The organism is Vibrio splendidus (assembly GCF_002873455.1).
GTDB classification, from domain to species: Bacteria; Pseudomonadota; Gammaproteobacteria; order Enterobacterales; family Vibrionaceae; genus Vibrio; species Vibrio splendidus_J.
The window spans coordinates 122,275-144,301 of the sequence record NZ_MCUN01000007.1 but is presented as its reverse complement, the minus strand read 5'-3'; the positions used below and the strand labels follow the sequence as shown (position 1 = coordinate 144,301).

The window sequence follows — 22,027 nt, the reverse complement described above, 5'->3', positions numbered from 1 at the left end:
TTAGTTTTTACCGTTTAATTTCGGCAGGAGATATAAAGCCAGAAAGATTATTTCTTTGTTAACAAGTAAAGGTTTATTAACAAGTCAAATTGCTATTAACAAGTAAGTGCTAGTAACAAAACATATTCAAACTGTGTTTTATATTTACTTACACTGTTAAATATAAGGTTTTATTATGAGGCTTAATGGGATAAGTAGCGACATCCTTGTTGCTGCTAAAAGAGTTGTTCTTTGCCAAATAGTATTAGCCGTCGGTGTAGTTTTATATGAAGTGTTTTTAGGTAATAAAGTAGATATGGAGTCTTCAGCTTTGGGTATCGTTATCGCGATGCTACCACCGCTGTTTGGATTTATATATGCAAGCTTAAAGGTGCGCAAGAATCCTAATTATAGTTTACGCGACTTAATGCAAATGAGTCGTGTCGTGAAAATAACTTATACGTTCTTAATGTTTATCCTGGCATTCCAATTTTTTAAATTGGACAACCCAGTAATATTATACGCGTACATTTTCACAATGATTGGGTACTTCTTAACACCATTTATTACTGCCTCTACAAGATCGGAGTACGTGTAGTATGGATCAAGTCACTACCGCTCACGAATACATAGAGCATCACTTAACCTTCTTAACTACAGGCGATGGTTTCTGGGCGTTCAACATTGACTCAATGTTGATATCTTGGATTACAGGTTTACTGTTCATTGGTGCGTTTCGATATGTGGTAACTCGCGGCACTAGCGGTGTTCCAGGTCGTTTTCAATGCTTTATCGAGCTTATTTTTGATTTCGTTAACAACCTAGTCAAAGAGATTTTTCAAGCGGAGGATAAATTAATAGGGCCACTGGCATTAACCACTTTTGTTTGGGTGTTGTTAATGAATGCAGTTGACCTATTACCTATAGATTTAATACCGGGGTTAACTCGTGTAATGGGTTTAGGACACTTTAGGGACCTACCGACAGCGGACGTAAACATCCCTATGTCGATGGCACTTGGTGTGTTTATTCTACTGTTAACTTATACGTTTAAAAATAAAGGTTTGAAAGGCTTTATCAAAGAGCTCACTACTCAGCCATTTGATAACCCTCTTTTATATCCTGTTAACTTAGTTCTTGAATTAATAACATTAATTTCAAAGCCAATATCACTAGGCTTACGATTATTCGGAAACATGTATGCAGGCGAGATGATATTCATCCTTATCGCACTAATGCCTTGGTGGATGCAATGGGCACTAAGTGTTCCATGGGCCTTATTCCACATATTAATCGTATTCTTACAAGCATTTATATTTATGGTACTGACCGTTGTTTATTTAGCAATGGCAACAGAAGAACACCACTAATTAATAATTAAAAAATTAACTAACACATTATTTATCGGAGATACAAATGGATATCGTAAGCGCAGTTTTATATGTAGCGGGTGCATTACTGATCGGTTTAGGTGCAGCGGGTGCAGCATCTGGTATTGGTAACTTAGCAGGTAAATATCTTGAAGGTGTTGCTCGTCAACCAGACCTTACTCCAATGCTTCGTACTCAATTCTTCATCATGATGGGCCTTGTTGATGCTGTACCGATGATCGGTGTTGGTATCGGTCTATACATCATCTTTGCCGTTGCTTAATTAAAAGCTTTGAAAAGATCGATTTGTAAATAATCAAGATTTAGTGAGGAAGGTATGAATTTAAATGCCAGCATGTTTGGTCAAGCAATCTCATTCGTGATTTTTGTTTGGCTATGCATGAAATATGTATGGCCCCCTCTCACCGCGATGTTAGACGAGCGCCAAAAAGAAATCGCTGATGGTTTACGCCACTCAGAGAATGCAGCGAAAGAGCTAGAACTAGCAAAATCAAATGGCGCACAACTCGTCGCAGATGCGAAAAAAAATGTGACCGAACTGATTGAGCAAGGCAAAAAACGCCGCAACGAGATCATCACCTTAGCTCACCAAGAAGGTGAGCAAGAAAAAGCGCGCATCTTAGAACAAGGTAGAGCAGAGCTAGAAGGCGAACGTCAAAAGTTACGCCGTGAACTCCAGGCGGATATGGCAGACGCTGTTATTCAAAGTGCACAGAAATTGATTAGCAAAAACCTAGATTCTGAAACGAACCGAGCGTTAGTTGATCAAATGATAAGCGAACTCTAAACGGAGGCAATATGTCAGATTACACCAATATTGCTCATCCCTACGCTAAAGCATCGTTCGACTTTGCTTTAGGTGAAAACAAGTTACAAGAGTGGCACTCAATGCTGTCCATTCTTGTAACGGTAGCGGAAGAAGAAACGATCGCTAAGCAGATTTCATCAGCAGAAGGTGTTCACACACAGCAATCTGAAGAACTGGTCAATCTCATCATTCACGTTTGCCAAGGACTTGTTGATGACCACGTCATTAATCTCATTAAAGTCTTGGCTGAGAATGGCCGTCTTGCAGTGATCAGAGACTTGTTTAACTTGTTCAGCGACCTAAAGGACGAACATGAACGTGTAATCCCTGTCACTGTCACCAGTTCAGAATTGCTTACACAAGATCAAGTTACATCACTCACTGCTGCACTTGAGAAGAAATTAGAGCGTCAGGTTGAAATGGAACAGGTTATTGATAACTCGCTGGTTGGCGGGATCGTTATCAAGGCGGGTGAAACCGTCATCGATGGTTCTTTGAACACATCAATTAACCGATTAGCTCATCAACTTCACGCGAGATAGGTAACAATTATGCAATTAAATTCAAATGAAATCAGCGACCTGATTAAAGATCGCATCTCGAAATTTAATGTGAGCACCGAAGCTCGCAACGAAGGCACCATTGTATCGGTTCGTGACGGCATCATCACCATTAACGGCCTTGCGGATGTCATGCAGGGTGAGATGATCGAGCTTCCAGGTGGCAAGTACGCTCTTGCACTTAACCTTGACACGCACTCAGTCGGTGCCGTGGTTATGGGTCCCTACACTGACCTCTCTGAAGGTATGAAAGTGAAAGGTACAGGTCGTATCTTGGAAGTACCCGTAGGTAACGGACTGCTTGGCCGCGTAGTGAACACATTAGGCGAGCCCATCGATGGCAAAGGCCCAGTGAGTTGTGACCGACTCGACCCTGTAGAAGTGATTGCACCCGGCGTAATCGAGCGTAAGTCCGTCGATCAACCAATTCAAACCGGCTATAAAGCCGTTGATACCATGGTGCCTATCGGTCGTGGTCAACGTGAACTTATCATCGGCGACCGTCAGACTGGTAAAACAGCGTTAGCTATCGATGCCATCATCAATCAGAAAGATTCTGGCATCAAATGTGTGTATGTGGCTATTGGCCAGAAAGCCTCCACTATCGCAAACGTGGTTCGTAAACTTGAAGACCACGATGCGCTTAAAAACACCATCGTCGTTGTAGCCTCAGCATCAGAATCAGCTGCGCTTCAATACCTTGCTCCTTATGCGGGTTGCACCATGGGTGAATACTTCCGTGACCGCGGTGAGGATGCACTGATCATCTATGATGACCTATCAAAACAAGCCGTCGCTTACCGTCAAATCTCATTGCTACTGAAACGCCCACCGGGTCGTGAAGCCTTCCCTGGCGACGTATTCTACCTCCACTCTCGCCTGCTAGAACGTGCAGCAAGAGTTAATGCTGAATACGTAGAGAAGTTCACAAACGGTGAAGTGAAAGGCCAAACCGGCTCATTGACGGCACTGCCTATCATTGAAACTCAAGCGGGTGACGTATCGGCGTTTGTACCAACCAACGTTATCTCAATCACCGATGGTCAGGTTTTCCTACAAACCCAGCTGTTTAACTCAGGCCTACGTCCTGCTGTTGACCCAGGTATCTCGGTATCTCGTGTGGGTGGTGCAGCTCAGTGCAAGATCATCAAGAAACTGTCTGGTGGTATTCGTACATCGTTAGCTCAATACCGTGAGTTAGCCGCATTTGCTCAGTTCTCTTCTGACTTAGACGACATGACGCGCAAACAGCTTGATCATGGTGAGCGTGTAACTGAATTAATGAAACAAAAGCAATACTCGCCTATGTCTGTCGCTGAGCAAGCAACGGTTATCTACGCAGCAGAAAAAGGTTATTTAGCTGACGTAGAATTGAACAAAATTGCGCGTTTTGAAGAAGAGTTGATTGCTTACGCGAAAGGTCAAAACCCAGAGTTGTTCGACACCATCAACGCTAATGGTGACTACAACGATGAAATTGATGGCGCTCTTGCAAAGCTTCTCGGTGACTTTGTAGCGTTGAAAGCTTGGTAAACGCTCCGGTTTGTTGGCTGGAAATCAAAACAAATTAGGAGCAGATAATGGCAAATACTAAAGAAATTCGCACCAAGATAGGCAGTGTTAGTAACACTCAGAAAATCACCAGTGCAATGGAGATGGTTGCGGCAAGTAAGATGCGTAAGGTTCAAGACAATATGACGTTAACGCGTCCATATGCCGAGAACATGCGCAAAGTTATCTCTCATGTCGCATCAGGGTCGCTGGAATACCAGCACCCCTACCTTCAACAGCGTGAACCAAAACGCGTTGCTTACATCATTGTTTCGTCCGATCGAGGCTTATGTGGTGGTTTGAACTCGAACTTGTTCAAGAAAGTGTTAGAAGAAATGGAGATGTGGCGTACCAAAGGCGTTGAGGTAGAAACAACCTTAATTGGTTCAAAAGCTATCTCATTTTTCCAACGCAGCGGCAATGTTATCGCGCAAACGTCAGGCCTTGGTGACGCCCCTAAATTGGAAGACATCTTAGGTACGGTTAACGCGATGCTAGGGCATTACGACGACGAAAAAATCGACAGTTTGTATCTCGTTTATAACCAGTTCATCAACACCATGGTTCAAGAACCAACGACCTTGCAGTTGCTACCCCACCCCTCAGATTCTGAGGACGATGGAGGTGCGAAAAAAGCACGTCGTTGGGACTACATCTACGAACAAGCACCAAGAGACATCCTCTCTGAGCTGTTACATCGATACATTGAATCACAAGTGTATCAAGGCATCGTAGAGAGCATTGCCTGTGAGCAAGCAGCCCGAATGGTGGCCATGAAAGCGGCGACCGATAACGCAGGCCAACTCATCGATGATTTGCAGTTGGTATACAACAAAGCGCGACAGGCTGCCATTACCCAAGAACTGAGTGAAATAGTCTCAGGTGCTCAAGCTGTCTAAGGGCAGAAAAGAGTGGGTTAAGAATAGAATTTGAGGATTTAGAGATGAGTGTTGGAAAAATAGTTAAAGTTATCGGCGCGGTGGTAGACGTCGAGTTCAGCGGCGGCAACAGCCCACGCGTTTATGATGCATTGAAAGTGACTAGCGAGGAAGCAAGCTCTCTCGTATTGGAAGTTCAGCAACAACTGGGTGGCAGTATCGTTCGTTGTATTGCAATGGGTACGTCAGATGGCTTGCGCCGCGGCCTAACGGTTGAAAACACCGGTTCTCCAATCACCGTTCCTGTGGGCGAAGAAACCTTAGGCCGTATCATGAACGTTCTTGGTCAGCCTATCGATGAATGTGGTGAAATCGGTCAAAAAGAAAGCTACGAAATTCACCGTGAAGCACCCTCTTATGAAGAACAAGCCAACAGCACTGAACTTCTTGAGACCGGCGTTAAAGTTATCGACCTTATCTGTCCGTTCGCAAAGGGCGGTAAAATCGGTCTGTTCGGTGGTGCTGGCGTAGGTAAAACCGTCAACATGATGGAGCTTATCAACAACATCGCAAAAGCCCACTCAGGTCTCTCTGTATTTACCGGTGTTGGTGAGCGTACTCGTGAGGGTAACGACTTCTACTACGAGATGAAAGAAGCGGGTGTACTAGACAAAGTAGCCATGGTTTACGGCCAAATGAACGAGCCACCGGGAAACCGCCTACGTGTTGCACTTACAGGCCTGACTATGGCTGAGCGCTTCCGTGATGAAGGTCGTGACGTACTGTTGTTCATTGATAACATCTACCGTTACACACTTGCGGGAACAGAAGTATCAGCACTGCTAGGTCGTATGCCTTCAGCTGTAGGTTACCAACCAACGCTAGCTGAAGAGATGGGTGTGCTTCAAGAGCGTATCACTTCGACTAGACAAGGCTCTATTACATCTATCCAAGCGGTATACGTTCCTGCGGATGACTTGACTGACCCATCACCAGCAACAACCTTTGCTCACTTAGACGCGACCGTTGTACTGTCACGTAATATCGCTGCATTGGGCCTATACCCTGCGATTGATCCATTGGATTCGACCTCTCGCCAATTGGACCCGCTTGTCGTTGGCCAAGAGCACTACGACATTGCACAAAAAGTACAAACAACGCTGCAACGCTACAAAGAGCTAAAAGACATCATCGCGATTCTTGGTATGGATGAGCTGTCTACTGAAGACAAACAGACCGTATCTCGCGCTCGTAAGATTGAACGTTTCTTAACTCAGCCTTACCACGTAGCCGAAGTGTTTACCGGTCAGAAAGGTGTATTCGTACCGCTAAGCGAAACACTAAGAGGCTTTAAAGGCCTGTTAGGCGGCGAATATGACGATATCCCAGAGCAGGCATTCTTGTACTGTGGTTCTATCGACGAAGTGCTTAACAAAGCAAAATCACTCTAAGAGGCAGGTGCACCATGGCTATCGGAATTACAGATAATACATTTCAACTTAATATTGTAAGTGCGGAAGGTACGCTGTTTTCAGGTCCAGCGTATGCCCTAGCCGTTTCTGGCGCTGATGGTGAGCTGGGGATCCGCCCCGGTCACTCCCCGCTTCTCAGTAAAATTAAGCCAGGCGTGACAGTGTTTGTCACAGATCCTAAATCAGAAGGGCAAGTGCTTTATGTCTCTGGCGGGATGCTAGAAGTTCAACCGGATGTGGTAACTGTGTTAGCCGATACTGCCTTGCACGGCCAAGATATTGACCGCGCTCGCGCAGAAGAAGCGAAATATGCAGCTCTAGAAAATATCAATAAAGGCAATGTAGACATCAACTTTGCACAAGCTCAGCTTGAACTAGCAAAAGCCGTTGCTCAGCTTCGCGCATCAGAACTGACGTCTTCTCGCACTCGACACTGAGAATAGAACTTAGACGTTTAATGCTTGATGTGTAAATAGTCTACCCACTTAAAAACAGTTTAAGTGGGTAGACTACATCAGATGTTATCGACTCAAACTCTTCCCTGCTTTCACCTTATCCACCCGTCTTTTCCACCAGCATATTAAAAATCACTTCTTTGCAAAACGCGCTTGGTGCGGATCAAGTTCATGACCAAGAGGTTGTGTGAGTGAATGATATAACTCTGGCTTACGGCCACGAATCCAGCGTCTACCAGTACACATGTCTAACTCTTCTGCTTTTAGCTCTGCAATCACCATATCGTTATCAACACTATCGGTCTCAGCAATGATTTCACCATAAGGGCTAAGGACCATCGCATTGCCTGTTCTTACTTCATCCATATCAACGCCGACACCATTACTAAACACAACAAACATGCCATTGTCGTGCGCTCTTGCAGGCAACCAACGCATTAACCACTCTCGGCCATTCTTGCCTTGCATTTCAGCTCGAATCGCCTCTGGGTTTTCATCTCGGTTAAACCATAACTCTGGGTCAATTCGCTTCATCGCATTCGGGCTTCGTGATTGGCAGCCGCCCGTTTGGTGTGGCGCAATCAATATATCTGCCCCTTTCAAAGCAGTGATCCTGACATTTTCGACCAAGTTGTTATCCCAACAAATCAAGATACCGACTTTGCAGCCATGCGGCGTATCGAACACCGTGTATTGGTCGCCGCTACCCATGTGAGGGCTAACGAAGGTATGCAGTTTTCGATGTTTCTGAACTTCTCCATTTGGCATGGCAAATACGTAGGTGTTGTATAACTCGCCATCAGTACCCTGCTCTATCAAGCCTGCGCCAACGCTAATGCCAAACTGTGTTGCCAATGAAACTAACTTTTGAGCCGATTCACCGCTCGGGACAGGTTCAGCTAATGCTTCAATATCACCTCGCGACAATTCAGACACATGCCAATAACCTGTAATGCACATCTCTGGGAAGCTGATGATCTCCACGCTACTGTCCGCAACTTGTTGAACGTATCGCTCTATAACCGATAAGTTATACGCCTTATCACCTGCGTGGTGGTTAAATTGAACCGACGCTACTTTGATGTCTCTCTTCATGATTCGTCCTCAAGCTTCGCTTTATCTGATTGGTATGAACCTAGTATAAAAAATCGATTCAATTCCATATAATGAAACATATTCTTAATTCAATGAGCATTTGGAATGGAATTTGATCTACTGAAGGCATTTTGTCAGCTGGCTAAATCGGGCAATTACCGTTTGGCATCAGAGCAGCTCTACATCACTCAATCGGCACTCACTAAAAAGATTCAACGACTTGAATCCAACATTGGGGCATCTCTGTTTTCTCGTGGTAGGAATGGCGCAGAGCTCACGCACGCGGGGAAAACGTTACTGGCAGAAGCCCAACGTTTGGTTCATTCAATGCAGGCGTTTGAACAGCTGTCAGGCTCAGTGGTAAAAGGGACTCAGGGGCATTTGAACATTGGCTTTGGTGTTTCCACTTATCATGAAGCGCCAAAGCTTATTGCGGCTTATAAACAGCAATATCCAGACGTTCATGTCACTTTAAATGACACACCTTCTAAGCAGCAGACGGATGAGTTATTGAGCCATGACCTCGATATTAGCTTCAATCGGATACCAGAATCATCGGATTTAGAAAGCCTAATACTGTTCAATGATTCGCTTGTGGTCGCGATACACAAAGATCTTCTTAAGCAAGCGCCAAGCAAAAATTACGTCGTCTCTGAGTTATCGAAATGGCCTTATCTAAAGCTCGCCCAACACCGTGGCCCCGGATTAGATAGACAAATTCAACAGTATTGTCTAGCGAACGATATAGACCTATCTAAAACGCAAGAAGCCGATGATATTCTCACCCTGATCGCGTTAGTTTCGGCCAATATCGGTTTCACTATTGTGCCAAACAGCGCGCAGTACATTAGTAACACCGATGTGGAATTCATTGCATTACAAGGTGAACACGCCACTTGGCCTGTCGGGTTGATATGGAATGGGAAGAGTCAAAATCCACTCAGGGATAGGTTCGTAGAGTTTGTTGCTGATCAAAAAGAAAATTAAGCCAGAACCTAAATTACACCTACAAAAAAGGCTCACTAAATAGTGAGCCTTTTGATATCTGATTAACGTAAAACCTAGGTCTAACGTTGCTTGATGTTCAAACGAATCGTTTTAAAAGAATAGTTTAGAAAAGCAGTAGAGCTATAGTTTAGAAAAATTCAATCGAATTACGGCCGCTTTTGTCGTCACGTGTTGGCTTTGGCGTATCCGCTTTCTTTTTCGGTTTGTTTTCTTTCTTCTTCTCTTTTTTCTCTTTCTTTGGTTCAGCCGTTGCGCTTAGCATTTCTGCTTTGCTTTTCTTAGATTCTTTCTTCTTAGAATCCTTTTTAGACTGACCTTTCTTCGCCTTGTTGTCTTTTTTAGGCGCTTCTTTCTTTTTCGGCTTGTCTGATTCTTCTTGTACTGGCTGATCACACACCACTACATAGTACTCTTGGTTGAATTCAAAGAAGTCGCCATCGTACATTTTACGACGCTTACGAGTTTCTAACTCACCATTTACCGCAACATAACCTTCAGAAATAATGTGCTTAGCTTCACCGCCACCGCTCACTAGGTTAGCAATTTTAAACACTTTGTAGAGCTCGATTGGCTGTGATGAAACATCAATACCAATTGCTTCAATTTCAATCTCTTCGCCTTCTTCGCCTAGCTCTTGGCCTTCGTAGTCAGCGTCTTCGTAATGTTCCTGGTCCATGGTGACCTCTACCTAAATATGTACTTCTGAAATATTGGGCGCAGTGTAATCTTAAAACAACTAAATGACCATGTTGAATTGAACTGGCCATCATTTGTTTTAGTGTTAACACCTACGTTATAACACACCACCCACATTCGAAAGACGAACAAGTTGCTTGGTGTACTCATGCTGCGGATTACCAAACAAAGTCTCAGTATCGCCCTTCTCTATTACCTCGCCTGCTTTCATCACAATGGTGTAATGACACAAGGATTTCACGACATTCAAATCATGACTGATAAACAAATAGGTCAGGCCATATTTTTCTTGAAGTGACTTTAACAAATCCAGGACTTGCGCTTGAACGGTTCTGTCTAATGACGATGTAGGTTCATCTAGCAAGATAAACTCTGGCTTAAGAATAAGAGCTCGTGCAATGGCGATACGTTGTCTCTGCCCTCCTGAAAACTCATTCGGGTAACGGTGACGAGTTTCAGGGTCTAGGTCGACCTCTTTCATTACGTCACAGATGCGTTGATCGAGTTCATTGTCATCCAATTGTTGATGCACTAACAAACCTTCACCAATCACTTGAGCGACCGACATTCTTGGGTTCAATGCAGAGAAAGGATCTTGAAACACAACTTGCATGCGGCTTCTAAATGGAAGCATCTTTTTGCGGTCTAAACCTTGCAGCTGTTCATTCGAGTAGGTAATTGACCCTTCGCTATCCACTAATTTGAGTATCGCCATACCTGTTGTCGATTTACCAGAGCCACTTTCGCCAACTAAACCGATTGAGTACCCTTTCTTCAAAGTGAACTCCATGTCTGTTACGGCTTTGACATGAGAAATGGTTCGCTTGAATAAACCGCCCGTAATCGGGAACCAAACACGAAGTTGGTTAACATCAAGCAGAGGTTTACTGTCAGAAGAAACCGGTACAGGTAAACCTTTCGGGTCAGAGTTGATAAGCTTTTGCGTGTATGGATGAGCTGGCGCATTAAAAAGTGTTCGGCAGTCATTGCTTTCCACGACTCGGCCATCTTTCATTACTGCCACTCTGTCGGCAATTTGACGAACGATACTCAAATCATGGGTGATAAAAAGCATCGCCATACCCAGCTCTTGTTGTAGGTCCTTCAACAAATCCAAAATCTGCGCTTGTACCGACACATCCAATGCCGTCGTCGGCTCGTCAGCGATAAGCAGCTCAGGTTCGTTGATCAGTGCCATCGCAATCATCACACGCTGACGCTCTCCACCAGATAGCTCGTGAGGATACGCTGATATCTTCTGCTCTGGGTAACGAATACCCACCTTTGAAAGCCACTCTATCGCCAAGGCTTGAGCTTTATTGGTTCGCATTCCTCGGTGAATAGAAAGAGTTTCAACCAACTGCTTACCGACTCGATGAAGCGGATTAAGCGAAACCATAGGCTCTTGGAAGATCATGCCGATGCGGCCACCACGAATCCCGCGCAATTGCCTTTCAGAACAACTCAGAATATCGGTACCAGAGAAGTTAATCTTACCGTTTAAGTAGTGCGACGAACCTTTAGGCAAAAGTTTTAGAATCGAGTTAGCTGTAACCGATTTACCGGAGCCACTCTCGCCCACCAGCGCGAGTGTCTCACCTTTGTATATCTCCAACGAGACGTCTTGCGTCACTTGTTCTATCGAGTCTTTACGCCCGAAACCGACAGACAATTTATCGATGGTCAGAACTGGAGACGTGTCGGAACTACCTGTTGCTGATCTTGCAGTAGAAACGTTATTGGAAGTAGGAACTGTATCTGAAGTCATAACTTATCCTTACTTCTGTTGATGTGGATCGAAGGCATCACGCACCGCTTCACCAACGAAGACAAGTAACGTCAACATCAGAGAAAGTACGACAAAGGCTGAAATACCAAGCCAAGGCGCTTGTAAATTCGCTTTACCTTGCGCTAACAGCTCACCTAATGAAGGTGAACCCGCAGGAAGACCAAAACCTAAGAAATCTAACGACGTTAATGTGGTGACTGAGCCTGAAAGAATAAACGGCATCATGGTTAACGATGCAACCATCGCGTTGGGTAGCATGTGACGAAGCATAATGCGCTTGTCGTCCACACCCATCGCTTGCGCGGCACGCACATAATCAAAGTTTCGACAACGTAAGAATTCCGCACGCACGATACCCACCAAACTCATCCAACTGAACAGCACCATAATCCCGAGCAACCACCAAAAGTTTGGTTCGATAAAACTAGAGAGGATGATCAACAAAAACAGGGTCGGCATACCAGACCAGACTTCAATGAAGCGCTGCCCAAACAAGTCGACCCAACCACCGTAGTAACCTTGTGTCGCACCGACGACGACACCGACCACACTCGAAACAATCGTCAAAATAAAACCGAATAGAACGGAAATACGGAACCCATAAATGATACGAGCCAATACATCTCGCCCTTTATCATCGGTTCCTAGCCAGTTGACTGAATCGGGCTCCGATGGCACCGCGCCTGAGATATCGAAGTTTATCGTGTCGTAACTAAACGGAATAATTGGCCACACTATGTATCCGTTGTCTTCAATCAGTTCGATAACATACGGGTCTTTGTAGTCGGCTTCGGTTTCAAACTCGCCACCAAATTCTGTTTCGGCATATTCATTGAGAACGGGTACAAACCATTGATTATCATAAGAAACTAATAATGGCTTATCGTTGGCAATGATCTCAGCGAACAGACTCAAGCCAAACAAGATGGTAAATATCCAAAGGGAGATAAAACCACGCTTGTTTGCTTTAAAACGTAACCAACGAGCTTCAGCTAAAGGGTTGTTAAACATTTATTATCAATACCTTGTTATTCGTTCGCCATTAACGCGCTTCAAAATCAATTCGAGGATCAACCCAGGTATAAGTCAGGTCGGAGATAATGCTCAGCACCAAGCCTAATAAGGTCATGATATAGAGAGAGCTGAACACCACTGGGTAATCGCGCTGAATGGTCGATTCAAAACCAAGTAGACCGATGCCTTCGAGTGAAAACATCACTTCGATCAACATAGAACCCGTGAAGAAAATACTAATAAATGCGCTAGGGAAGCCGGCAATAATGATCAACATCGCGTTACGGAAAACATGCTTGTAGAGAATACTGCTCTCGTCCAATCCTTTCGCTCGCGCCGTCACAACATATTGCTTATTGATTTCATCAAGGAAGGAGTTTTTGGTCAGCATGCTGAGCGTGGCAAAGCCACCGATAACCATCGCAAAAATAGGCAAAGCTAAGTGCCAGAAATAGTCGCCAATTTGCTGATACCAGTTGAGCTGGTCGAAGTTACTCGACACGAGTCCACGCAATGGGAACCAACTGAAGTAGTTACCACTCGCGAACAAAATAATCAGGATAATCGCAAACAAGAAGCCCGGTACGGCATAGCCAACAATGACCACAGCACTCGACCAAATATCAAAGCGAGATCCGTGATGTATCGCTTTCATGATGCCTAAGGGTATCGAAATCACATAGATGATTAACGTACTCCACAACCCTAGAGAAATGGAGACTGGCAGCCGTTCGATGATTAAATCAATAACGTTGCCGCCTTTAAACAGGCTTTCTCCAAAGTTAAAGGTCGCGTAGTTTTTCAGCATATCGAAGTAACGAACATGAATCGGCTTATCAAAACCAAACTGCTTTTTGATCTCTTCAACCACTTCAGGATCAAGCCCGCGAGAGCCTTTGTAGCCACTGGCAGATGCTTGGTCACTTTCGCTTAAATCAACTTCTTGTCCACCACCAGAAAAGCGTTCCATGATTCCAGAGTTATGCCCTTCTAACTGAGCAACGGCTTGTTCTACCGGACCTCCTGGGGCAATCTGGATAATGAAAAAGTTGATGGTGATGATCGCCCACAACGTGGGGATCACCAACAGTAAACGCCGAAATATATACGCGGCCATGCTAACTAACTCCTAGCGACGTTTCTCAGGAAGCAAAGCCGCCTTCTCTTCTGAAATCCACCATGTATCGATACCTAAATCGTATTTAGGCAATACATCTGGACGCTCAAACTTGTCCCACATCGCGACGCGATATTCACCAACGTGCCATTGAGGGATGTTATAGAAATTCCACTGCAATACACGGTCTAGCGAACGACCTAGTGTAAGAAGCTTTTCAGGATGCTGTTGGTTACGCGCAATTTCTTCTGTTAACGCGTCAACCACCGGATCCATTACACCTGCAGTATTGTAAGTAGAATCAATGTAGTTAGAGTTCCAAACAATCATTAAGTTCGGGCTAGGATAAGGGTTTGCAGAAAACGATGAAGACACCATATCGAAATCGCGGTCACGGAGACGCTTGATGTACTGGGTGGTATCGATGGTACGTATCTTCATCTCGATCCCCATACGCTTGAGGTTCTTCTGAACCGGCGTTGCAATACGCTCCGTGGTTGGGCTGTAAATCAGCAACTCAAATGACATCGGCTTGCCAGTCTTTTCGTTGGTCATTACTTTGTCTTTCAATACCCAGCCCGCTTCTTTCAGCAGCTTGAACGCGGTGCGCATTTGGCTTCGAATACGGCCACTGCCATCGGTTACTGATGGCTGGAATTCTTCGGTGAAAACTCTTGGCGGGATTTGATCTTTGTACTGAGACAGCAATTCAACTTCAGCTGCACTTGGTAAGCCTTTCGCTTCATAGTCGGTGTTTTGGAAGTAACTACGAGTACGTTTGTACTGACCATAAAACATGTTCTTGTTCATCCACTCAAAGTCCATCGCGTAGGTTAACGCTTCTCGAACTTTAGGATCTGAGAACACAGGAGATTGAATATTGAAGACAAAACCTTGAGTCGTCTCTGGCTTCTCATGGTTGATCTCTTCTTTAATGATGTAGCCTTTATCGAAGTTCGCCCCCGTGTAAGAGTTTGCCCAGAACTTAGCCGAGTTCTCAGTTCGAAGATCGAACTCCCCTGCTTTGAAGGCTTCCAGCATTACGGTGTCATCGCGATAGTAATCGTACTGCACTTGCTTGAAGTTATTGCGACCAACGTTAACGGGTAGATCCGCAGCCCAGTAATTTTCATCTAAACCATAGGTAACACTTTGACCCGATTTATAGCTGATGATCTTATAGGGACCACTGCCGACTGGCGGCTCACTTAGAGGCTCAGAAAGCTTTCTGTCTTTCCAGAAATGCTTCGGCAACACACGAGTGCTTTGCGCAAAGCTGAACAGCTTCTCGCGGTTCGGCTTGTTCATTTCAATGCGAACAACCGAATCAGAGACAGCAGTTACCGACTCGATTTCTTTGTAATACACGCGATATTGAGGCACACCTTCTTTTGAAAATTTATCAAAAGTGAAAGCAACATCGTGAGCCGTGATTGGTTTGCCGTCTTGAAATTTAGCATTTGGGTTGATCTCGATTTCCATCCAAGAGAAATCACTGGCGTAGCGAACCTTTGAAGCAATCAATGGATAGTACGCATCAATCTCGTCACTCGGAGAAAACATTAACGTATCGTAAATCTCACCCGTGTAGCTTGCAGCAACGCCTCGGGAACCGAATCGATTAAAGCTATCGTAAGTACCAATGCTCCCATAAGTCACTTTGCCCTGCTTTGGCGCATCAGGATTAACGTAATCGAAGTGAGTGAAATCGGCTGGATATTTTGCTTCACCAAAACCAACCAGTTGTGTGGTTTCAATAACGGTGACAGCAGGCGTTGATTCGGTATCAGAAGCGTGAGTAACGGAGGGTTGTAAAGCAATAAGCGGCAACATGACTGCACATGACTTCAAACTAGACCTGAAAAACTGAGTGCGTTGCGAGGCTTTGCGTCGAAAAACGGTTCCCATTTGACTCTCCCTTCAAATGTCATGAATTCTATATTCAAGTTGATTAATCGGCTTTAAATGCATGCCGTTAAATCAAGTATAGGTTCAAATCTAACATCATGTAATAACTAATAAAACCATCAGCACCCTAAGTCTTACTGTTTATTTACAATTAACTAGTCAACGCTCGAAATTATGCGATGAGGTAGGTTAAGGCTACAACACAATGATCTCACTAACGTAAACAACTGAAGCTTCATTAACGCACCTCACTAACGAAATAAAAGACGTCTCACTGACTTTGACTGGCTTAACTGGCTGAATTAATCAAACTTAGTCCTCAAATAATCAACAAACTATACTTTACTGGAGTATCCTTGCTGCCTAGGTCTAAATGGAATGACACTTTGAATAAACCAAACCACATAACATTCGCAACGTTCAATCTTTTGAACTACCTCGAACCACCGAATGCTTACTATGATTTTGAGAATATCTACAGCTTCGAAGAATGGCAGAAGAAACAACATTGGATGGCTGAAGCGATTAGCTCATTAGATTGTGATGTGATTGGCTTTCAAGAAATCTTTAGCCCGCAGTCTTTAGAGCAATTGATGAACGAGTTAGGTTATCCATACTTTTCTGTGGTCGATAGCGCACACGTTGAAGATGATTACCTATACACCTCACCTGTCGTTGGTATCGCTTCCCGTTACCCGATTGAAAAGGTGCAGCCTGTTACGCCTGATTCGAAGTTACTGACAGCATTCAACCTTGGCGACAAATTCTCATTCAACCGAACACCAGTTCACGCAACGATTATGTTACCCCATTTAGGTTCAACCGACTGTTATGTGGTGCACTTCAAATCACAACGTCCGACAGAACCAAAAGCAGGATCTGTCGATGCGGATAACGCTCAGCAAGGCGCAAAACCACAAAGTGACACGCTCACTCGCTTTCACCAAGAACAGCTTGGTTCTTGGTTATCGAGTGTTCAACGCGGCCTTGAAGCTCAGATGCTGCATCAATACATTACCAACCAACGTTACCAAACCGATCAGCCAGTTGTGTTAATGGGTGACTTTAACAAACCACTGTTTCACGATGAGTTCAAAGGGTTATTGAGTTACTCAATCAATAGAGACGAAAACAGCAAGCATTGGCTATCTCACTTTCGCTTAAAGGACAGTTGGGATCTCTATCATCAACTGCATGAAGAGGACTTGCTTGAACAGCGTAAACCAACCCATTATTACGGTGCTTCAGGGTCTGTACTGGACTACATTTTGATGTCCAACGAGTTCGATTGTCAGAACTCTTCAAGCTTAATGGAGATCTCTAGCTACACAGTGTTAGACCATCACCTGATTAATCCTAGTTTTGAGCACGATCAATTCAGTACGGACCATGCCATCGTTGCTGTCACCGCTCATATTCGTGAAGCTTAATAGCCTTACTGCCAATTAGGCTTTCGAAGTAAGAACGATCAAATTTAAGATATAAAAAAGCCGCAGTTAAACACTGCGGCTTTCCACTTTAGCCAAACGGGTTGAGCCAACCGACGCCCCATTTAGAAACCGATTTACCGTTTAGCAAAGTGTGAAACTTAGAATGTGTACATTGCGCCTAAGTAGAAAGAGTCCAGAACAACAGTATCTTCTGTCTTGTGTCCGTTGTCGTAATCTTCGATGTCAAAAGCATCGGCTTCGTATGCTAGACGAAAGCTCAACGAAGACATTGTAGGTGGCGTGTATTCAACACCAACACCCATACGAATACCATCTCCCGAATCATCAAAACCATTTCCTGAAGGACGAGAACCATCAGCAAGCTTCATGTCTAGATCAATAGTCGATAGACCGATTGTACCAAATGGACGAACGCCATTATCAAATGTGTAACCGAGGTTTGCTGTTACCGAAAAGATTTGAGGTGTCCAAGTGAAAACCTTATGACCAGATTTCGTTTTCAGGGCTACGTCACCAAAATCTGTGTATTGAGCTTCAATCGAAACAATACGGTTGAATTTGTAACCAGCAATTAATCGGTAAGTATTGTCTTCGGCTTTAAATGTAATAGGCTCATTGATCGTGTCAGTTAGCCCGCCATCATCAATACCAGAAGTACCGATTGCACCACCTAGATAAAAACCACTGTCCGCTGCCATTACGTTGTTTACTACAAATGCTGACATCATTGCGATGCTAAGAATAAATTTGTTGCTCATTACTGCTTGACCTTACTTATTGCAAATCAAGATTGCTGTGCCTTCCTCTGCTGCACAACCTTGTTGGAGTTATCCGACACCCCGTCGAATTCGCAAGCAGGTTAAACTCACAGAAGACAAAAAAATAAATAAAAACATAATCACTTTGTAATCTCATACAACACAATCAGTAATAAACAAATAACTAACTGAATAATAAACAAATAACATCCAGCCATTTCTACAATAAATACCTCCCCATTTTTCAAACCATCCGATTTTTATATTTTATTAGTAAGGACTTACGAAGGCTTACTTTCAAGAGTGACGTTATTTTGCATAATCCGTCTGCTCTAGTTGGCATCCCAATACCTACCCCTTCCCAAATGAAGTATGAGAAAGATAGAAACACAATGAATAATGAAATCCACCTTGGTGACCTAACTCTTGACGTGACAACTCGGAATATTACGAACAAACAAGGGAACAAAATCCATTTGCGCCCTCACCTGTTCGCAGTGCTTTGTCTATTGTCGAAAAGCCCCGGACAACCCATTCCTAGAAAAGATATAGTAGAAGTCTGTTGGGATAACCAACCCATGCCAGCGCAAGCTCTGACCAATGTCATCTATTACTTGAGAAATGTACTTATTCGTTTGAGAGTTTCAAACGTCAAAATTGTTACGATTCCTCGATATGGATATACGCTATTCATCATCCCAAACACCAATGAATCAGATTGCTTAGCATCAGAAAAACACACTAAAACATCCCCTAATGAACTTTGCTCAGAACTTTCAGGTGAGTAAACCTTAGCTCCCTTTTACGTTAACTCCCCTATCGATGAAAGTGATTACGATCACCAAAAAACGCGCCATCGAAACGTTTCGATGATCGTTATCACACTCTAAAACAATCAAACGTGCAAATGATAAATCACACACTATTATCACTATCGAAACGTTTCGATGGCTTTTTCTTGAGTTGTTCTCAACCCATTAAACGTTATTTTTCGATAGGTCGTGATATGAAAAAAAGTACCCTAATAAACTCTGAACTCTCTTACCTAGTGGCGACTCTTGGCCACACAGATGAAATCACGATTTGTGATGCAGGGTTGCCGATCCCAGATCATGTGACTCGCATAGACCTTGCTTTAACTCACGGAGTACCGAGCTTTCAGCAAACCGTAAAAACCATGCTGGATGAATCTCAAATTGAAGGCGTTGTGATTGCAGAAGAGTTTGCGAAAGTGAGCCCAGAACACCACGCCGCACTGATTGATTTAATCAAGACAGAAGAAGCACGTTGTGGCAAACCGCTTTCGATTACTTACATCACTCATGAAGAATTCAAAGAACGAACGCATGACAGCCGCGCGGTTATTCGCACTGGCGAATGCACACCATATGCAAACGTTATTTTCCAAGCTGGCGTAACCTTTTAGCTCAAGCAAAACGCAACGACAGCTCAGTGTCCTCACTGAACCAAAAACAATACATATACAGAACAATCAAATACAACTGGCCCCGAGTAAAGGAACCGACATGACTCAAGCCATTTTAGAACTTAGCTCAATTGAAAAAGCCTTCCCTGGTGTGAAAGCTCTGGATAAGGCAAGCCTCAACGTTTATCCAGGACGCGTAATGGCGTTAATGGGCGAAAACGGTGCAGGTAAATCAACGCTTATGAAAGTGCTTACGGGTATCTATCACTTGGACAGCGGCACTATCGCTTACCAAGGGAAACCGGCGGCATTTAAAGGACCGCGAGATTCACAACAAGCCGGCATTAGTATCATTCACCAAGAATTGAACCTAATCCCTGAGTTAACCATCGCCGAGAACATCTTCTTAGGTCGTGAAATCACAGGGTCTATGGGTCGTATTTTGTGGAACGAGATGTACCAAGAAGCCGACAAGCTACTTAAGCGTCTTAACGTGAAACACAGCTCGAAAACCCCCTTAGGCCAATTAAGCCTTGGTGAGCAACAAATGGTAGAGATCGCGAAAGCCCTATCGTTTGAGTCTAAGGTCATCATCATGGATGAACCAACGGATGCGCTCACTGATACCGAAACTGAGTCTCTGTTTAAGGTGATTAACGAGCTTCGTTCTGAAGGCTGCGGCATTGTTTACATCTCTCACCGCTTGAAAGAGATCTTTGAGATTTGCGATGACATCACCGTACTTCGTGACGGCAAGTTCATTGGTCAGTGTGAAGTTAAAGACACCGACGAAGACGGCCTGATTGAAATGATGGTGGGCCGTAAGTTGGACGAGCAATATCCACGTATTGGCCAGAGCCACGGTGAAACATGCCTTGAAGTGATTGGCCTGACCGGTTCTGGTGTTCACGATGTGAGCTTTACTCTAAAGCGCGGTGAAATCCTTGGTGTTTCTGGCTTGATGGGCGCAGGTCGTACCGAGCTGATGAAAGTGATTTACGGTGCCCTTCCGAGTGAACGCGGCGTCATCAACTTAGAAAACAAAACCATTAACCCAGTCAGTCCAAAAGACGGGCTTGCCAATGGCATTGCTTACATTTCTGAAGACCGTAAAGGCGATGGCCTTGTGCTAGGGCTTTCAGTAAAAGAAAACATGTCGTTATGTGCACTGGATCTACTGACTAAGAAAGGTCAAATCCAACATAAAGATGAAGTGATTGCAGTTGATGACTTTATCAAGCTTTTCAACATTAAGACTCCGACTCGCGAACAGATTATTGGCAACCTTTCTGGTGGTAACCAACAGAAAGTGGCCATTGCTAAAGGCTTGATGACCAAACCAAAAGTACTGATTCTTGATGAACCCACTCGTGGTGTCGATGTCGGTGCGAAAAAAGAGATTTACCAACTCATTAATAAATTCAAAGCCGACGGCATGAGCATTATTTTGGTCTCATCTGAAATGCCAGAAGTGTTAGGAATGAGTGACCGCATCATGGTGATGCATGAAGGCCGCATCAGTGGTGAATTTGATGCTAAAGAAGCAAACCAAGAATTATTACTGGCATGTGCGGTCGGTAAAAAGATTAACGAGGACGCAGCATGAGTACTAAAACCATGAGCAAAACAACTGAAACTGAAGTGCCAAAGAAGAAGCCGTTAATCAACAAAGAGTGGCTGATTGATCAAAAATCATTGATTGCTTTGATCTTCCTGATTGTTGTCGTTTCTTTCTTAAATCCAAACTTTTTTACTGTCGATAACATCCTGAACATTCTGCGCCAAACCTCTGTGAATGCAATTATCGCAGTGGGTATGACGCTAGTTATCTTAACCGCTGGCATCGACTTGAGTGTGGGTTCTGTACTGGCACTTTGTGGCGCGTTCGCAGCCAGCATGATTGGTCTGGAAATCCCAGTAATGATCGCAGTGCCAACCGCTCTAGTAGCAGGGGCAGCGTTGGGTGCAATCAGTGGCGTGATTATCGCCAAGGGTAAGGTTCAAGCCTTCATCGCAACGCTTGTAACCATGACTCTATTGCGCGGCGTAACCATGGTTTACACAGATGGTCGTCCTATCTCGACTGGCTTTACTGACACAGCAGACGCGTTCGCTTGGTTCGGTACGGGTTACGCAATGGGCATCCCAGTTCCAGTATGGATCATGGTCGTGGTATTCGCAGCGGTATGGTACCTACTTAACCACACACGTTTCGGTCGCTATGTTTACGCGCTGGGTGGCAACGAATCAGCAACTCGCCTATCAGGTATCGACGTAGACAAAGTAAAAATCGGCGTTTACGCAATCTGTGGTCTGCTAGCTGCAGTGGCAGGCATCATCGTGGCATCTCGCTTGTCATCCGCTCAACCCACCGCAGGTATGGGCTACGAGCTAGACGCCATCGCCGCAGTAGTACTGGGTGGCACAAGCTTAGCCGGCGGCCGTGGTCGTATCATGGGCACTTTGATTGGTGCATTGATTATCGGCTTCCTAAATAACGCCCTAAACCTACTAGACGTATCTTCTTACTACCAGATGATTGCAAAAGCAGTGGTTATTCTTCTGGCGGTATTGGTCGACAACAAAAACAAGTAATACAAATTGATTTATTCAGTAAACGCAACACCTATTAAAAACAAGACGTAATGTAACAATTAAACCAATAAATAAC

22 protein-coding genes are annotated in these 22,027 nt (G+C 44.3%); 15 read left to right on the top strand and 7 right to left on the bottom strand.

What is annotated here, in order from left to right:
* Positions 1-175 precede the first annotated feature (175 nt).
* From BCU75_RS05015 to BCU75_RS04975, 9 genes are read left to right on the top strand one after another with little or no spacing between them, the layout of a single operon-like run.
* Positions 176-577: a hypothetical protein gene (locus BCU75_RS05015; protein ID WP_102473104.1), complete on the top strand. Its 402-nt coding sequence runs from the start codon at positions 176-178 to the stop codon at positions 575-577.
* Position 578: 1 nt separating this feature from the next.
* The gene (gene atpB, locus BCU75_RS05010; RefSeq protein ID WP_076657335.1) at positions 579-1,349 is read left to right on the top strand and encodes a F0F1 ATP synthase subunit A; all 771 of its coding nucleotides are present in this window, start codon (positions 579-581) and stop codon (positions 1,347-1,349) included.
* A gap of 46 nt (positions 1,350-1,395) precedes the next feature.
* Complete coding sequence (gene atpE / locus BCU75_RS05005; protein WP_004730405.1) at positions 1,396-1,632, top strand: F0F1 ATP synthase subunit C; 237 nt, start codon at positions 1,396-1,398, stop codon at positions 1,630-1,632.
* Positions 1,633-1,686: 54 nt separating this feature from the next.
* On the top strand, positions 1,687-2,157 hold the full coding sequence (locus tag BCU75_RS05000; RefSeq protein ID WP_004730401.1) for a F0F1 ATP synthase subunit B: 471 nt from the start codon (positions 1,687-1,689) through the stop codon (positions 2,155-2,157).
* Between the two features lie 11 nt (positions 2,158-2,168).
* A complete protein-coding gene (locus BCU75_RS04995) occupies positions 2,169-2,720 on the top strand; it encodes a F0F1 ATP synthase subunit delta (RefSeq protein ID WP_076673553.1) in 552 nt (183 codons plus the stop codon).
* 9 nt (positions 2,721-2,729) lie between these two features.
* A complete protein-coding gene (gene atpA / locus BCU75_RS04990; protein WP_009844932.1) occupies positions 2,730-4,271 on the top strand; it encodes a F0F1 ATP synthase subunit alpha in 1,542 nt (513 codons plus the stop codon).
* 47 nt (positions 4,272-4,318) lie between these two features.
* Positions 4,319-5,188, top strand: a complete 870-nt coding sequence (gene atpG, locus BCU75_RS04985; protein ID WP_102473103.1) for a F0F1 ATP synthase subunit gamma — start codon at positions 4,319-4,321, stop codon at positions 5,186-5,188.
* 44 nt (positions 5,189-5,232) lie between these two features.
* Positions 5,233-6,618: a F0F1 ATP synthase subunit beta gene (gene atpD / locus BCU75_RS04980; RefSeq protein WP_004730394.1), complete on the top strand. Its 1,386-nt coding sequence runs from the start codon at positions 5,233-5,235 to the stop codon at positions 6,616-6,618.
* 14 nt (positions 6,619-6,632) lie between these two features.
* On the top strand, positions 6,633-7,076 hold the full coding sequence (locus BCU75_RS04975) for a F0F1 ATP synthase subunit epsilon (RefSeq protein ID WP_004730391.1): 444 nt from the start codon (positions 6,633-6,635) through the stop codon (positions 7,074-7,076).
* 150 nt (positions 7,077-7,226) lie between these two features.
* On the opposite strand, the gene BCU75_RS04970 is transcribed toward BCU75_RS04975, so the two are convergent.
* Positions 7,227-8,189 carry a nitrilase family protein gene (locus BCU75_RS04970; RefSeq protein ID WP_102473102.1) on the bottom strand — a complete coding sequence of 321 codons (963 nt, stop codon included), beginning with the start codon at positions 8,187-8,189 and terminating at the stop codon, positions 7,227-7,229.
* Between the two features lie 105 nt (positions 8,190-8,294).
* Between BCU75_RS04970 and BCU75_RS04965 the strand changes: the two genes are divergently transcribed.
* The gene (locus tag BCU75_RS04965; protein ID WP_102473101.1) at positions 8,295-9,176 is read left to right on the top strand and encodes a LysR family transcriptional regulator; all 882 of its coding nucleotides are present in this window, start codon (positions 8,295-8,297) and stop codon (positions 9,174-9,176) included.
* A gap of 148 nt (positions 9,177-9,324) precedes the next feature.
* Here BCU75_RS04965 and BCU75_RS04960 read toward each other — a convergent pair whose 3' ends face one another.
* From BCU75_RS04960 to BCU75_RS04940, 5 genes are all read right to left on the bottom strand, one after another.
* Positions 9,325-9,873: an RNA-binding S4 domain-containing protein gene (locus tag BCU75_RS04960; RefSeq protein ID WP_017080166.1), complete on the bottom strand. Its 549-nt coding sequence runs from the start codon at positions 9,871-9,873 to the stop codon at positions 9,325-9,327.
* Between the two features lie 117 nt (positions 9,874-9,990).
* Positions 9,991-11,661, bottom strand: a complete 1,671-nt coding sequence (gene yejF / locus BCU75_RS04955) for a microcin C ABC transporter ATP-binding protein YejF (protein WP_102473100.1) — start codon at positions 11,659-11,661, stop codon at positions 9,991-9,993.
* A gap of 9 nt (positions 11,662-11,670) precedes the next feature.
* The gene (locus tag BCU75_RS04950) at positions 11,671-12,693 is read right to left on the bottom strand and encodes an ABC transporter permease (protein WP_102473099.1); all 1,023 of its coding nucleotides are present in this window, start codon (positions 12,691-12,693) and stop codon (positions 11,671-11,673) included.
* 31 nt (positions 12,694-12,724) lie between these two features.
* Positions 12,725-13,813 carry a microcin C ABC transporter permease YejB gene (locus BCU75_RS04945; RefSeq protein ID WP_004730359.1) on the bottom strand — a complete coding sequence of 363 codons (1,089 nt, stop codon included), beginning with the start codon at positions 13,811-13,813 and terminating at the stop codon, positions 12,725-12,727.
* Between the two features lie 12 nt (positions 13,814-13,825).
* A complete protein-coding gene (locus BCU75_RS04940) occupies positions 13,826-15,721 on the bottom strand; it encodes an extracellular solute-binding protein (RefSeq protein ID WP_102473098.1) in 1,896 nt (631 codons plus the stop codon).
* Positions 15,722-16,107: 386 nt separating this feature from the next.
* Between BCU75_RS04940 and BCU75_RS04935 the strand changes: the two genes are divergently transcribed.
* Entirely contained in the window at positions 16,108-17,151 is a 1,044-nt protein-coding gene (locus BCU75_RS04935; RefSeq protein WP_102473097.1) for an endonuclease/exonuclease/phosphatase family protein, read from the top strand.
* Positions 17,152-17,309: 158 nt separating this feature from the next.
* Here the strand turns inward: BCU75_RS04935 and BCU75_RS04930 are convergent, their stop codons facing one another.
* Positions 17,310-17,930 (bottom strand): porin family protein, encoded by a 621-nt coding sequence (locus tag BCU75_RS04930; protein WP_102466465.1) that lies wholly within the window; start codon positions 17,928-17,930, stop codon positions 17,310-17,312.
* 392 nt (positions 17,931-18,322) lie between these two features.
* On the opposite strand from BCU75_RS04930, the gene BCU75_RS04925 reads away from it, so the two are divergent.
* The 4 genes from BCU75_RS04925 (at position 18,323) to rbsC (ending at position 21,951) form a co-directional block, all read left to right on the top strand.
* Entirely contained in the window at positions 18,323-18,718 is a 396-nt protein-coding gene (locus BCU75_RS04925; protein ID WP_076673521.1) for a winged helix-turn-helix domain-containing protein, read from the top strand.
* A 218-nt stretch (positions 18,719-18,936) separates the two neighbouring features.
* Positions 18,937-19,356, top strand: coding sequence for a D-ribose pyranase (gene rbsD, locus BCU75_RS04920; protein ID WP_076673779.1), 420 nt, complete (start codon positions 18,937-18,939; stop codon positions 19,354-19,356).
* A gap of 100 nt (positions 19,357-19,456) precedes the next feature.
* On the top strand, positions 19,457-20,962 hold the full coding sequence (gene rbsA / locus BCU75_RS04915; protein WP_102473096.1) for a ribose ABC transporter ATP-binding protein RbsA: 1,506 nt from the start codon (positions 19,457-19,459) through the stop codon (positions 20,960-20,962).
* A complete protein-coding gene (gene rbsC / locus BCU75_RS04910; protein ID WP_102473095.1) occupies positions 20,959-21,951 on the top strand; it encodes a ribose ABC transporter permease in 993 nt (330 codons plus the stop codon). The genes rbsA and rbsC overlap by 4 nt, the downstream gene beginning before the upstream one ends.
* Positions 21,952-22,027 lie beyond the last annotated feature (76 nt).

Excerpts from the sequence above, each read along its gene's own strand:
- BCU75_RS05015 (WP_102473104.1), top strand. The coding sequence starts at position 176 with ATGAGGCTTAATGGGATAAGTAGCGACATCCTTGTTGCTGCTAAAAGA.
- atpB (WP_076657335.1), top strand. The coding sequence starts at position 579 with ATGGATCAAGTCACTACCGCTCACGAATACATAGAGCATCACTTAACC.
- atpE (WP_004730405.1), top strand. The coding sequence starts at position 1,396 with ATGGATATCGTAAGCGCAGTTTTATATGTAGCGGGTGCATTACTGATC.
- BCU75_RS05000 (WP_004730401.1), top strand. The coding sequence starts at position 1,687 with ATGAATTTAAATGCCAGCATGTTTGGTCAAGCAATCTCATTCGTGATT.
- BCU75_RS04995 (WP_076673553.1), top strand. The coding sequence starts at position 2,169 with ATGTCAGATTACACCAATATTGCTCATCCCTACGCTAAAGCATCGTTC.
- atpA (WP_009844932.1), top strand. The coding sequence starts at position 2,730 with ATGCAATTAAATTCAAATGAAATCAGCGACCTGATTAAAGATCGCATC.
- atpG (WP_102473103.1), top strand. The coding sequence starts at position 4,319 with ATGGCAAATACTAAAGAAATTCGCACCAAGATAGGCAGTGTTAGTAAC.
- atpD (WP_004730394.1), top strand. The coding sequence starts at position 5,233 with ATGAGTGTTGGAAAAATAGTTAAAGTTATCGGCGCGGTGGTAGACGTC.
- BCU75_RS04975 (WP_004730391.1), top strand. The coding sequence starts at position 6,633 with ATGGCTATCGGAATTACAGATAATACATTTCAACTTAATATTGTAAGT.
- BCU75_RS04970 (WP_102473102.1), bottom strand. The coding sequence starts at position 8,189 with ATGAAGAGAGACATCAAAGTAGCGTCGGTTCAATTTAACCACCACGCA.
- BCU75_RS04965 (WP_102473101.1), top strand. The coding sequence starts at position 8,295 with ATGGAATTTGATCTACTGAAGGCATTTTGTCAGCTGGCTAAATCGGGC.
- BCU75_RS04960 (WP_017080166.1), bottom strand. The coding sequence starts at position 9,873 with ATGGACCAGGAACATTACGAAGACGCTGACTACGAAGGCCAAGAGCTA.
- yejF (WP_102473100.1), bottom strand. The coding sequence starts at position 11,661 with ATGACTTCAGATACAGTTCCTACTTCCAATAACGTTTCTACTGCAAGA.
- BCU75_RS04950 (WP_102473099.1), bottom strand. The coding sequence starts at position 12,693 with ATGTTTAACAACCCTTTAGCTGAAGCTCGTTGGTTACGTTTTAAAGCA.
- BCU75_RS04945 (WP_004730359.1), bottom strand. The coding sequence starts at position 13,813 with ATGGCCGCGTATATATTTCGGCGTTTACTGTTGGTGATCCCCACGTTG.
- BCU75_RS04940 (WP_102473098.1), bottom strand. The coding sequence starts at position 15,721 with ATGGGAACCGTTTTTCGACGCAAAGCCTCGCAACGCACTCAGTTTTTC.
- BCU75_RS04930 (WP_102466465.1), bottom strand. The coding sequence starts at position 17,930 with ATGAGCAACAAATTTATTCTTAGCATCGCAATGATGTCAGCATTTGTA.
- BCU75_RS04925 (WP_076673521.1), top strand. The coding sequence starts at position 18,323 with ATGAATAATGAAATCCACCTTGGTGACCTAACTCTTGACGTGACAACT.
- rbsD (WP_076673779.1), top strand. The coding sequence starts at position 18,937 with ATGAAAAAAAGTACCCTAATAAACTCTGAACTCTCTTACCTAGTGGCG.
- rbsA (WP_102473096.1), top strand. The coding sequence starts at position 19,457 with ATGACTCAAGCCATTTTAGAACTTAGCTCAATTGAAAAAGCCTTCCCT.
- rbsC (WP_102473095.1), top strand. The coding sequence starts at position 20,959 with ATGAGTACTAAAACCATGAGCAAAACAACTGAAACTGAAGTGCCAAAG.